General features: G+C 73.9%; 14 protein-coding genes, 4 tRNA genes and 1 pseudogene. 10 read left to right on the top strand and 9 right to left on the bottom strand.

The window, feature by feature from the left end; translation table 11 throughout:
* Positions 1 to 244 precede the first annotated feature (244 nt).
* Together ACTHMS_RS08255 and ACTHMS_RS08250 are read left to right on the top strand one after the other, a co-directional pair.
* On the top strand, positions 245 to 823 hold the full coding sequence (locus ACTHMS_RS08255) for a hypothetical protein (protein ID WP_440306180.1): 579 nt from the start codon (positions 245 to 247) through the stop codon (positions 821 to 823).
* A 20-nt stretch (positions 824 to 843) separates the two neighbouring features.
* On the top strand, positions 844 to 1,479 hold the full coding sequence (locus ACTHMS_RS08250; RefSeq protein ID WP_440306179.1) for a prolyl oligopeptidase family serine peptidase: 636 nt from the start codon (positions 844 to 846) through the stop codon (positions 1,477 to 1,479).
* Between the two features lie 13 nt (positions 1,480 to 1,492).
* Here ACTHMS_RS08250 and ACTHMS_RS08245 read toward each other — a convergent pair whose 3' ends face one another.
* The gene (locus ACTHMS_RS08245) at positions 1,493 to 2,146 is read right to left on the bottom strand and encodes a phosphoribosyltransferase (RefSeq protein ID WP_440306178.1); all 654 of its coding nucleotides are present in this window, start codon (positions 2,144 to 2,146) and stop codon (positions 1,493 to 1,495) included.
* Positions 2,147 to 2,370: 224 nt separating this feature from the next.
* Here ACTHMS_RS08245 and ACTHMS_RS08240 point away from each other — a divergent pair, with 224 nt between their 5' ends.
* Complete coding sequence (locus ACTHMS_RS08240; RefSeq protein WP_440306177.1) at positions 2,371 to 2,688, top strand: 2TM domain-containing protein; 318 nt, start codon at positions 2,371 to 2,373, stop codon at positions 2,686 to 2,688.
* 40 nt (positions 2,689 to 2,728) lie between these two features.
* Here the strand turns inward: ACTHMS_RS08240 and ACTHMS_RS08235 are convergent.
* The 5 genes from ACTHMS_RS08235 to ACTHMS_RS08215 all read right to left on the bottom strand — a co-directional run bounded on the left by ACTHMS_RS08235 (position 2,729) and on the right by ACTHMS_RS08215 (position 4,739).
* Positions 2,729 to 2,817, bottom strand: a tRNA-Ser gene (locus ACTHMS_RS08235).
* Between the two features lie 10 nt (positions 2,818 to 2,827).
* The gene (locus ACTHMS_RS08230; protein ID WP_440306176.1) at positions 2,828 to 3,217 is read right to left on the bottom strand and encodes a YiaA/YiaB family inner membrane protein; all 390 of its coding nucleotides are present in this window, start codon (positions 3,215 to 3,217) and stop codon (positions 2,828 to 2,830) included.
* An 84-nt stretch (positions 3,218 to 3,301) separates the two neighbouring features.
* Positions 3,302 to 3,757 carry a tRNA adenosine(34) deaminase TadA gene (tadA, locus tag ACTHMS_RS08225; RefSeq protein ID WP_440306175.1) on the bottom strand — a complete coding sequence of 152 codons (456 nt, stop codon included), beginning with the start codon at positions 3,755 to 3,757 and terminating at the stop codon, positions 3,302 to 3,304.
* The gene (locus ACTHMS_RS08220) at positions 3,754 to 4,254 is read right to left on the bottom strand and encodes a tRNA adenosine deaminase-associated protein (protein WP_440306174.1); all 501 of its coding nucleotides are present in this window, start codon (positions 4,252 to 4,254) and stop codon (positions 3,754 to 3,756) included. The genes tadA and ACTHMS_RS08220 overlap by 4 nt, the downstream gene beginning before the upstream one ends.
* A complete protein-coding gene (locus tag ACTHMS_RS08215; RefSeq protein ID WP_440306173.1) occupies positions 4,254 to 4,739 on the bottom strand; it encodes a tRNA adenosine deaminase-associated protein in 486 nt (161 codons plus the stop codon). The genes ACTHMS_RS08220 and ACTHMS_RS08215 overlap by 1 nt, the downstream gene beginning before the upstream one ends.
* Positions 4,740 to 4,871: 132 nt before the next feature.
* Here ACTHMS_RS08215 and ACTHMS_RS08210 point away from each other — a divergent pair, with 132 nt between their 5' ends.
* The 5 genes from ACTHMS_RS08210 to ACTHMS_RS08190 all read left to right on the top strand — a co-directional run bounded on the left by ACTHMS_RS08210 (position 4,872) and on the right by ACTHMS_RS08190 (position 7,147).
* Positions 4,872 to 5,840 carry a prephenate dehydrogenase gene (locus ACTHMS_RS08210; RefSeq protein WP_440306172.1) on the top strand — a complete coding sequence of 323 codons (969 nt, stop codon included), beginning with the start codon at positions 4,872 to 4,874 and terminating at the stop codon, positions 5,838 to 5,840.
* Between the two features lie 277 nt (positions 5,841 to 6,117).
* Positions 6,118 to 6,190, top strand: a tRNA-Glu gene (locus ACTHMS_RS08205).
* A gap of 31 nt (positions 6,191 to 6,221) precedes the next feature.
* A tRNA-Asp gene (locus ACTHMS_RS08200) sits at positions 6,222 to 6,298 on the top strand.
* 69 nt (positions 6,299 to 6,367) lie between these two features.
* Positions 6,368 to 7,024 carry a sirohydrochlorin chelatase gene (locus ACTHMS_RS08195; protein ID WP_440306171.1) on the top strand — a complete coding sequence of 219 codons (657 nt, stop codon included), beginning with the start codon at positions 6,368 to 6,370 and terminating at the stop codon, positions 7,022 to 7,024.
* A 49-nt stretch (positions 7,025 to 7,073) separates the two neighbouring features.
* Positions 7,074 to 7,147 (top strand) — tRNA-Phe (locus ACTHMS_RS08190).
* Between the two features lie 52 nt (positions 7,148 to 7,199).
* Here the strand turns inward: ACTHMS_RS08190 and ACTHMS_RS08185 are convergent.
* Positions 7,200 to 8,015 carry a hypothetical protein gene (locus ACTHMS_RS08185; RefSeq protein ID WP_440306170.1) on the bottom strand — a complete coding sequence of 272 codons (816 nt, stop codon included), beginning with the start codon at positions 8,013 to 8,015 and terminating at the stop codon, positions 7,200 to 7,202.
* A 9-nt stretch (positions 8,016 to 8,024) separates the two neighbouring features.
* Here ACTHMS_RS08185 and ACTHMS_RS08180 point away from each other — a divergent pair, with 9 nt between their 5' ends.
* Positions 8,025 to 8,615 carry a DUF4188 domain-containing protein gene (locus ACTHMS_RS08180; protein WP_440306169.1) on the top strand — a complete coding sequence of 197 codons (591 nt, stop codon included), beginning with the start codon at positions 8,025 to 8,027 and terminating at the stop codon, positions 8,613 to 8,615.
* Between the two features lie 30 nt (positions 8,616 to 8,645).
* Positions 8,646 to 8,834 carry a hypothetical protein gene (locus ACTHMS_RS08175; protein ID WP_440306168.1) on the top strand — a complete coding sequence of 63 codons (189 nt, stop codon included), beginning with the start codon at positions 8,646 to 8,648 and terminating at the stop codon, positions 8,832 to 8,834.
* Between the two features lie 3 nt (positions 8,835 to 8,837).
* On the opposite strand, the gene ACTHMS_RS08170 is transcribed toward ACTHMS_RS08175, so the two are convergent.
* Together ACTHMS_RS08170 and ACTHMS_RS08165 are read right to left on the bottom strand one after the other, a co-directional pair.
* The gene (locus tag ACTHMS_RS08170; RefSeq protein WP_440306167.1) at positions 8,838 to 9,248 is read right to left on the bottom strand and encodes a Crp/Fnr family transcriptional regulator; all 411 of its coding nucleotides are present in this window, start codon (positions 9,246 to 9,248) and stop codon (positions 8,838 to 8,840) included.
* 119 nt (positions 9,249 to 9,367) lie between these two features.
* Positions 9,368 to 9,840: pseudogene (locus ACTHMS_RS08165) on the bottom strand (MFS transporter); the annotation flags it as partial.

Here is a 9,840-nt window from a genome sequence, read left to right as displayed (position 1 = left end):
TCGTCTCTTCACTGGACTTTCGCGCGTGGCCGAAAGGCCCTAATGTCGCACCAGTAGCCAGAGCGGACGCGGGGAGGCGGTTCTGTCTGCCACACCGTTCCGCCTTGTCTTCGACCCGACCGGGTCCGAGCTCGAGGCAGCCCTGGCCTGTGAGGCCTCGGTCTTCTATGACACGTACGCGAACACTGCGGACGAGCTCGAGCGTGAGTACGGCGAGTACTCGGCACAGACCGGGTTCCTCGCCGTGCTCGACGGCCGCGGCACCGCCACGGCGACGCTGCGCTTCATCGCGCCCGGCCCGGCCGGCCTGAAGACGCTGAACGACGCCGCGCGTCGCCCCTGGCAGGTCGACGGCCTGCGCTCGGCGCGCGCCGCCGGCATCGACCCGGCACGCACCTGGGACGTCGCCACCATCGCCGTCCGCCGCGGTCGCGGCAGCGGCGGCCTGATGGCGGCGGCGCTCTACCACGGCCTGTTCCGCGCGACCCAGGCCAACGACGCCCCGTGGATCGTCATGATGATGGACGAGCGAGCCCGGCGGCTGCTGCACGCGGCCGGCGTCGGCACCCGGGCGCTGCCCGGCACCAGGCCGGGTGACTACCTCGGCTCGCCGAACACCACCCCGCTGTGGGGGCACCTGCCGACCCTCGCCGAGGCGCAGCGCCGCGACAACGTCGAGCAGTACCGGCTGCTGAACCTCGGCGTCGGTCTCGACGGCGTCACGCTGCCGATCGACTGGGTCTGGACGCGCCGGGGCGCCGACGAGCTCGTCGCCCGCCGCGCCGCCCTGCTGTCGGGCGTCAGGCTCCCGGCCGTCAGCTGACCTCGTCCGGCCGCGACCTGGTGCGGTCCGCCGCCGGGCCATCGGGCCCTGGCCGCGCGGCCGGACGGCCGCAGGCTCGAGGCCTCGGTCGTTCGGGCTCCTACCGGGCCGCCGACGCCGGCGCGCACTGGCCGGTGCCGGCCGAGGACGTCGTGTGCGCCGTCTCGTTCGCCGCCGCGCGTGCCCGCGCCCTCGGCATTACGCCGACCCGGCTGGTGCTGCTCGGGCACTCGGCCGGCGCGCAGCTCGCGGCGGTCGCCGGGCTGACGCCCGACCGGCTCCGCGGCAACTGCCCGTACCCCGCAGCGGCGGCGGACGCGGTGATCGGACTGGCCGGGCCCTACGACGTCCTGCGCATACCCGACGCCGCGCGGCCACTGCTGCCCGACGACCCGACCCGGGCACCGGCGTCATGGCGGGCCGCCGACCCGATGGACCTCGCCGGACTGCGGCCGTCGGTGCCGTTCCTGCTGGCGCACGGCACGACGGACAGCACGGTGCCGCCCGAGTTCACCGACCGGTTCGCCACCGCCCTGCGCACCGGCGGGCACCCGGTGGCGGTCGTCCATGTCCCCGGCGTCGACCATGCCGGCCTCTACACCGCGGACGTCGCCGTACCGATCGTGCTGCCGTGGCTCGCCGCGCCGACACGGTGACGCGCGGGGCCCTTCACGGCGTCCAGGTGCGTCGAAGCCGCGCCGCGCGCAGCACCGCGACCACCTCGTCGTCGTCGAGCTGGCTGAAGTCGGCGTAGGCCTGCCCGACCGCGACGAAGTCCGTCGGGCGCTCGGGACAGATGACACGGTCGGCGTCGGGCAGCAGCACCGTGTCGACGTCCGGCGGGCCGACGGGCACGGCCACGACCACCTCGGCCGCGCCCCGCGCGCGCACGACCTGGCAGGCGGCCCGCGCCGTCGACCCGGTCGCGACCCCGTCGTCGACGATGACAACGGTGCGACCCTCGAGCGGCGCGGCGGGATGCTCCGTCCGGAACCGCGCTGCGGCCCGCTCCAGTTCGGCCCGTGCGCGCTTCTCGCCGCGCCGCACCTCGTCCGGGCCGATCAGGCGCGCCAGCCGCTCGTCGACGACCAGCACGCCGGCCTCGCCCACCGCGCCGGCGGCCAGTTCCGGCTGGCCGGGCGTGCGGATCTTGCGCACGAGCACGACGTCGAGCGGTGCGCCGATCGCCCGGGCGACCTCGTCCGCCACCGGCACGCTGCCCCGCGGCAGCCCGACGACGACCACGCCGTCGCCGGTGATGCCCGCGGCCTCGACCGAAGCACCCAGCCGGCGGCCGGCATCCGCCCGATCGGCGAACCGCATGCTGCCCTCCTCGCGCGTGCACTCGGCCACCGGTGCGCACGCTCCCACGTCGGCGGCCGGCATCCACCGTCGCCCGGGACCCGTTGCGCCGACAGAGCCGAACGGCGCGTCCGGGCCCTGCTCGGGACGAGCGGGACCAGCCGGTGACCGAAGGCCCTGACCGGCCGTTCCTCCCGGACGGACGGTGGAGGCGCACGTGTCGATCCGGGTCATGGAGGTGGCGCATGTCCACGTCGATGGAGCACGGCGGGCGACCGGTCGTCCCCTCGTCCGTCACGCCCGACGCGGCGATGTCGGCGGAGCGGGACGCGGCCCGCAAACGCCTGGAGCGCAGGAACAAGTTCCGCGGCGACCTCGTCGGCTACCTGGCGATCAACGCGTTCCTGGTCGGGATCTGGGCGGCATCGGGGTTCGGCTACTTCTGGCCCGGCTGGATCCTCGGCGGTTGGGGTCTCCTGCTGCTGCTCGACGCGTGGAACGTCTACTTTCGGCACCCGGTCACCGAGGCCGACATCGACCGGGAGCTCTCCCGGCGGAAGTGATCGCGAGAGGTCGACATCGTCGACGTCCCGGGCGTCACATTGGCGGTGGCGGTGGGATTCGAACCCACGGTGGCTGTTAACCACACACGCTTTCGAGGCGTGCTCCTTTGGCCGCTCGGACACGCCACCGCCGACGAGGTTACAGCACCCCCGCGCGGGGTTCGGGCGGGGTGAGGCCGGTGGCCGCTCGGTCGGCGAGGACCGTCTCGCCGGCGGGTGAGGCCTGCGCCCAGGCCTTCGCCAGATGCGGCACGGCGTACGGGTCGAACTCGGCGAGCAGGCGCTCGAGGCGGGCCTGGTCGAGGCGGCTGATCACCGAGCCGCTCTCCTGCGCGTCCCGCACACACTTCGCGAGCGTGAAGCAGGACGAGGTGAGGAAGACGGTGCCGAGGGCGAGGAAGGCGCGGGCCCAGCCGGAGAGCGGCAGGTACCACTCGCCGATGAGCATCGACATGAGGGCGAGCCCGAACGCGATGGCGGCCTGGGCGTAGAAGGCGGTGGTGTTCTTCGGGGCAGTGGGTGTCGTCATGCGGCAAGCGTCGCGGCCGCGGCCGCCACGGGCCTGAGCACTCCTACTCGATCCGGGTTGGGTACTCGTCCCCGATCCCGAAGGTCAGCGCCGCTCGGCGAAGAACGCCTGCAGCAACGCGCCGCACTCGTCCTCGCGCACGCCGCCGACGACCTCGGGGCGGTGGTTCAACCGCCGGTCGCGGACGACGTCCCAGAGAGATCCCACCGCGCCGGCCTTCGGGTCCCAGGCGCCGAAGACGAGCCGCGCGACCCGGGCGAGCACGAGCGCGCCGGCGCACATCGTGCACGGCTCGAGGGTCACGGCCAGCGTGCAGCCGGTGAGCTGCCAGTCACCGAGCACCGCGCCGGCGCGGCGCAGCGCGAGCACCTCGGCGTGCGCGGTCGGGTCGCCGAGCAGCACCCGCTCGTTGTGGGCGGACGCGAGCACCTCGCCGTCCGGCGCGAGCACCACCGCACCGATCGGGACCTCCCCCGAGCCGATCGCGGCGCGCGCGACGTCCAGCGCGGCACCGATCGCCGCGTCGTCCTGGGCGGTCACCCGCGCAGGTCGTCGAGCAGGTCGGCGCAGCCCGCCTTCTCGCACACGGCCACGAGCACGTCGATCGGCAGCGTGCCCGGGTGCACGCTCATGTCGATGAGGTCACCGGGGTCGGTGCCGAGGTCCTCGACGACGGCGGCATCGCCGAACGGCACGCTCTCGTGCAGCGGCGGCACCTCGTCCTCGTCGTCGTCCTCGTCGTCGACCGCAGCGCCTCGCCGCGACGCCACCGCCGGCTCGAGGTCCTCGGCGAGCATCGCCGCGAGCGGGTAGCTGTCGGCCGCGTGCCCGTCGGTGAGGAACACCCGCACCTCGTCGTCGAGCCGCACGATCGCGGCGAACTCGTCGTCCTGCTCGATGAGCAGCAGACGCACCGTGCCGTCGTGCTCGGCGAGCAGCTCGCCCAGCTCGGCGACCGACTCGCAGTCGTCGACCGACTCCTCCTGGGCCCGCCACCGACCACCGGCGCGGGTGAGCACCGCGGCGAACGCCGCCATCAGCGACCCACGCCGAGCATCTGGGTCGCGCGCTCGTACTCGTCGCGCAGACCGAGCCGGTCGAAGAGGGCATCGACCATCTCTTCGGGCAGGGCGTCGTCGTCCTCGAGCAGGTCCTCCATCTCCTCCTCCGACACGTCGAGGTCGTCGAACAGTTCGAGGTCGCCGATCGGCCACGCCTCGTCGAGCTCGTCGTCGGCGGGCGGCTCCTCGCCGAGCCGCGTCAGCACCTGTTCGGCGAGGTCGAACTCGACGGCGGCGGTGAGGTCCGAGAGCACGAGCGAGACGCGGCGACCCTCCTGCCGTGCGAGCACGAAGAACTCCTCGGGGACGCAGGCGATCAGGAACGGCCCGCCCTCGGGCGGCTGCGCACGCAGGGCCTGCAACAGCACGCCGAGATCGCCCAGCACGGTCGGCGGCATGGCCTCGACCCGCCACTGGGCGCCGTCGCGGAACGCCGCGACCGCGAACCCCTGCTTCGCCATGCCTGCCTCCTCCGGGTCCGTGCGCCAAGGTCCGGGGCGTCACGATCCTGACACGGTGCACCTTGCCCGCGGAAGGTGTGACCGCACGAAGCGTTACCGTCGCCGGGTGCGATCCCAGGGCCCCGAACCGCGATGACGTCGAGCTTCCGGCGCGTCGCCGTCCTCGGGCTCGGCCTGATCGGCGGCTCGCTGCTGCACGCCCTGCGTCTCACCAGCGCCGAGGTCGTCGGCTACGACGTCGACCCGTCGACCGCGGCCGCCGTGAGCGCGTCCGGGTTCTCGGTCGCGGCGTCCGACGCGGAGGCCGTCGCCGGGGCCGACCTCGTCGTGCTCGCGATGCCGCTGCCCGACGTCGAGGCCGCGCTGCGCTCGGTGGCGCCGCACCTGCCGGCGACGGCGGTGCTCACCGATGTCGGCACCCTGAAACGACCGGTGCTCGACGCGGTGCGCGCGATCGCGCCGGGGACGGCCTTCGTCGGCGGACATCCGCTCGCCGGCGTCGAGGACACCGGCTGGGCCGCCGCCGACCCCTTGCTCTTCCGGGACGCACCGTGGGCGCTCGTGCTCGAGGACGACACCCCCCTGGACGCCTGGTTGCGGCTGGCCGAGCTGGTCTGCGACCTCGGTGCCCGCCCGGTACCCACCTCCGCGGCCGAGCAGGACGCCGCGGTCGCGCGCGTCATCGGCCTGCCGCACGTGCTCGCCGAGGCGCTGGCGCTGACGGGGCTCGCCGGCGGGCCGCTCGGGCTCTCGCTCGCCGCGGGCTCGTACCGCTCGGGTTCGCGGGTCGCCCGCACGCGTCCGGCGCTCGTGGCGACCTGGTGCGACGACAACCCGGCGCTCGTGACGGCGCTCGACGACGCCATCGCCCGGTTGGTGCGTGCCCGCGACGAGCTGGCGGCCGACGGCTCGGTGCTCGAGCTCGCCACCGCCGGGCACGACGCCCGCATCCACTGGGAGCAGCGCCGCTTCGACCCGGTCGAGCTGCCGGCCGACCGTGAGCACCTGCGCGCGCACGGGGCCGGCGGGGGCTGGGTCACCGCGGTGCTGCGCACCGAGGGCGGCGTCCGGATGCTCGGCATGCGCCCGGTCGACGCCTGACCCGTTCGAACGGCGCACGGCGACCCCGGAAGCGGCCCGGAACGTGAAGAGATCGACCAGAGCGGGCCGTGTTCGGCCGTCCCGCTCCAGTCGATCCACTCTGGTTTCGCTCGCGACCCCGCGCGTGGTTTCACCGGTCGCAAAAAAATCTAACGCGGCCGTGTGAGGTGGGTCGCTGACCAGGGCCGGGTGAAACCTCGGCCGACCATCCCCTATGCTGGTCACGTCCTCGAGTGGGGCTAGCATGGAGCGGTTCGCCCGAAACGGCGAGCGAGCCGCCCTCATCGTCTAGAGGCCCAGGACGCCGCCCTTTCAAGGCGGTAGCACGGGTTCGAATCCCGTTGGGGGCACGGCCTCACCAGTCGTACCGAGCAGTATCGAGGCCCCGTAGCGCAGTCGGTTAGCGTGCCGCCCTGTCACGGCGGAGGTCGCGGGTTCGAGTCCCGTCGGGGTCGCCAGTCACGAAGGCTCCCGGTCACCAGACCGGGAGCCTTCGTCGCGTCCGCCCCCGCGAGAGGAGCGCCGCCGTGCCCCCACCCCGCCTGCTCGTCGTCGCCCACGGCACCGCGTCCCCTGCCGGTGCCGCGACGACCCGTGCGCTGGTCGACGCCGTCCGCGCCGCCCGGCGGGAGATCCGCGTGGACCTGTGCTTCCTCGACGTCATCGGCCCGACGCTGGCCGAGTCGCTTGACGCATCGCCCACCGTGGTCGTCCCCCTGCTGCTGTCGACCGGCTTCCACGTGCAGAGCGACATCCCCGCCGCCACCGCGGGCCACCCCGCCACGCGCGTCGCCGCGCACCTCGGCCCCCACCCGCTGGTGCTCGACGCCGTCGCCGACCGCCTGGCGGCCGCCCGCACGCAGCAGCCGGCGAGCACGTTCCTCGTCGCCGCTGGCTCGAGCCGTCTCGAGGCACGGCAGGAGCTGGACGCCGCGGCGCGGGCCCTGGGCGAACGGCTCGGCCGGCCGGTGACCGTGTTGACGATGGCCGACGACCTCCGCGCGGCCTTCGCCGCCGCGCCGCCCCCGGTCGAGGCCGCGGCCTACCTGCTCGCCGAGGGCCGCTTCACCGGCGTCCTGGCAGCCGCAGGGCGGGGGCTCGCGACGGTCGGCGCACCCCTCGGGGTGCACCCCGCACTGGTCGAGCTGGTCTGGCGCCGCTACGACGAAGTGGCCCCGGACTGATCGGGTAGGCTTTCGCAGGCACGTGCGCGGCACGGGCAGCAACAGGTACGGCCAGGTAGCTCAGCTGGTACGAGCGACCGCCTGAAAAGCGGTAGGTCGGCGGTTCGATCCCGCCCCTGGCCACACAGCAGCAGGCCCCTCGGGGCCGACCGTCAGCCGTGACGCGGCTGCCGCCTCACAACGAGGGCCGACCGGCGTCGATCGCGGTCACGATGCGCGGCCGTCCGGCGGGCGTCAGCCAGGCGACGACGCGGCGCAGCTGCACCAGCGGCAGGGCGACGCAGCCGTCGGTGGGCCCGCCGCCGGCCACGTGCAGGAAGTAGCCCGAGCCGGCACCGACGCGCGGGTGCGCCGTGTTGTAGTCGATGAGGACGGCGAGGCGCATCCAGCCGTCGCGGCCGAGGAACATCTCGCCGGTGCGGGCCAGGCGGTTGTACTGCCGCGGCGCGTTGCTCCACCCGTCCCCCGGCCGGAGGCGGTGGTAGGCGAGACGGGTGATGCGGCCGCCGGTGTCGGCGTCGCGTCCGAAGGCCTGGGTGAGGCCGAAGCTGCCGATCGGTGTGGCGGGGAAGCCCTCGCGCGGGTGGGTCGTCAGCCCCGACGCCCCGACGTGCGCCGTGAACGGCCCGGCGACGAGCGTCCAGGGCTGCCCGACGGCAGGCCGCTGCCAGAGCAGCACGCGGGCCGTCGTGGCGCGGCGGTCGTGTGCGACGACCGACACGACCTGCAGCGCGTCGCCCGGATCGCCGGGGAACGGGGTCGGTGCCGGCTTCACGGCCGGTGCCGGCGGCGGCGTGGTGGTCGGTGATGCCGGGTGGCTGGTACCGATCGCCGGTCGCAGGCCGCCGGTGTCGGTCGAGGCCGGCGGCGGCCCGGCGAGCAGCGCGACGGCGAACAGCAGCCCGAACAGGGCAGTGATGAGCCGGCGCACGGAGATCCCATCGGCGAGACGCCGCAGCGGTGAAGTCCGCCGTTGCGCATGTCGAGGCATCCGACCACCATGGCTGCCACCACGGCGGACGAGGGACGGGCGCTCATGAACGGCACAGACAGGACGATCCGCGCAGGTCGGCAGCGCGCCACCATCGAGGGCGACTTCGTGGTCTTCCTGATCGGCGCCCGGTTCGACCCGAAGCACCCGATCCGCTGCTTCCGCGACCTCGGCGGCCGCCGCGGGATGCGTCACATGCTGAGGTACCTCAGCGAGCGGCCGGAGAAGGGGCTGCTCGGCTACGAGATGGGGCTGCCCACCATCGTCCAGTACTGGCGGTCCTTCGAGCACCTCGAGGCGTTCGCCCGCGACGAGGCCGACCCGCACCTCGCCGCCTGGCGGGGGTACTGGAAGCGCGTCGGCAGCGATCCGCGCAGCGGCATCTGGCACGAGACCTACCTCGTCCGCGCCGGTGAGTACGAGGCGATCGACGCCAACATGCCCGCCTTCGGGCTGGGCAAGGCCGGCACGCTGGAGCCGCTCGCCGCCTCGAGTTCCGCCCGGCTGCGCATCCGCCGACGCACCGAGGACGCCGCCGGCCCGGTGACGTCCGGGCGGACGGCGGACCCTGAGCCGCGCCAGGTGGCCGACCCGGTTTAGCCCTCCGGTCGCACGGGGCACGGTCTGGTCATGAGCGAGACGCCGAACCTGGACGACGTGATCATCCCCGAGGAGCAGGCCATCCCGGACCACCGGGCGCACGCGAAGACGCCGGCCCACCTCAACGACGACGAGTTGGCCCGGCGCACCGAGCAGGAGCGCATCGCTGCGGGGATCGACGACTACGACCCGGACGACGTGCCTTCCGCCACGGAGTGACCGTCACTGGCTGTGGGCGTCGTACACGGCCTGGAAGGCGCGCTCGACCGCGGGGTGGTCGGCCATCACCTTGCGCAGCTTGTCGTTCTCGATGCGCAGGCCGGCCACGCGGTCGGACGAGGTGACCGTCGCCTTGCGCTGGCCCCCACCGATGAGCGCCATCTCGCCAATGATGTCGCCGACGCCGACGGTTGCGATCTGCTCGCGTCCGGCGAAGACACGCGCCTGTCCCTGCGTGAGCACGTAGCACGCGTCGGCGGGGATGCCCTCCTGCACGAGCGGCCAGCCCGCCGGCAGATGGAACTCGCCGCCGGCGTCGATGAGCGCCTTGAGGTCGTCCTCGCTGCACTGCGAGAAGGCGGGGAACCCCCGCAGCGTGGTGAGCCATTCGCGCTTGTTGGAGCCGTGCGCCATGTGCGGACCTCTTCCTCGCCCCGGTGAGGGGCGGCCGACGGAGCCTGCTCGGAGCGTAATGAACACGGCAGCGCCCCGCGATCCGAGCGGGATCACGGGGCGCTGCGACGAGCGGGTGGCTACCGGATTTGCGCGTGGGTGGCGCGTCCGGCGTCCTCGCCGGCCGTGCTCTCGTCCGGCGCGGCGGCGCCGACCGGCAGCTCCACGTCCGTGACCGCGGCAGCGGCCGCAGCCTCGGCGGCGGCCCGGGCCTGCTGGCCGGACATCGTGCGCAGCGGCACCTCCTTCATGAACAGCGAGAGGACGAACGCGGCCACCAGCACGATGGCACCGACGGTGAACACGAGGTCCATCGCGTCCGAGAACCCGACCAGGAACGGGTGGGCCAGGACGCTCTCGATGTGGTGCAGGAACGAGGTGTCGTTCAGGCTGCCCGTGCCACCGGTGATCAGCTTGAGCTGGTCGGGGTGCGCTGCGGCAGCCTGCTTGAAGGCGTCCGTGCCCTGCGCCTTGGCGTACTCCGTCGGGATGTTGTGCCCGGCCGAGGTGAACAGGATCGACAGGAAGACCGCGGTGCCCAGCGTGCCGCCGA

The organism is Jatrophihabitans sp. (genome assembly GCF_051960575.1).
Taxonomy (GTDB): Bacteria; Actinomycetota; Actinomycetes; order Mycobacteriales; family Jatrophihabitantaceae; genus JBQCEE01.
This window is presented reverse-complemented; position numbering and strand designations above follow the sequence as displayed.

Bases quoted from the DNA above. Each gene is read 5' to 3' on its own strand.
- ACTHMS_RS08185 (WP_440306170.1), bottom strand. From the start codon at position 8,015: ATGCCTCGACATGCGCAACGGCGGACTTCACCGCTGCGGCGTCTCGCC.
- ACTHMS_RS08210 (WP_440306172.1), top strand. From the start codon at position 4,872: ATGACGTCGAGCTTCCGGCGCGTCGCCGTCCTCGGGCTCGGCCTGATC.
- ACTHMS_RS08215 (WP_440306173.1), bottom strand. From the start codon at position 4,739: ATGGCGAAGCAGGGGTTCGCGGTCGCGGCGTTCCGCGACGGCGCCCAG.
- ACTHMS_RS08175 (WP_440306168.1), top strand. From the start codon at position 8,646: ATGAGCGAGACGCCGAACCTGGACGACGTGATCATCCCCGAGGAGCAG.
- ACTHMS_RS08180 (WP_440306169.1), top strand. From the start codon at position 8,025: ATGGCTGCCACCACGGCGGACGAGGGACGGGCGCTCATGAACGGCACA.
- ACTHMS_RS08240 (WP_440306177.1), top strand. From the start codon at position 2,371: ATGTCCACGTCGATGGAGCACGGCGGGCGACCGGTCGTCCCCTCGTCC.
- ACTHMS_RS08220 (WP_440306174.1), bottom strand. From the start codon at position 4,254: ATGGCGGCGTTCGCCGCGGTGCTCACCCGCGCCGGTGGTCGGTGGCGG.
- ACTHMS_RS08170 (WP_440306167.1), bottom strand. From the start codon at position 9,248: ATGGCGCACGGCTCCAACAAGCGCGAATGGCTCACCACGCTGCGGGGG.
- ACTHMS_RS08245 (WP_440306178.1), bottom strand. From the start codon at position 2,146: ATGCGGTTCGCCGATCGGGCGGATGCCGGCCGCCGGCTGGGTGCTTCG.
- ACTHMS_RS08230 (WP_440306176.1), bottom strand. From the start codon at position 3,217: ATGACGACACCCACTGCCCCGAAGAACACCACCGCCTTCTACGCCCAG.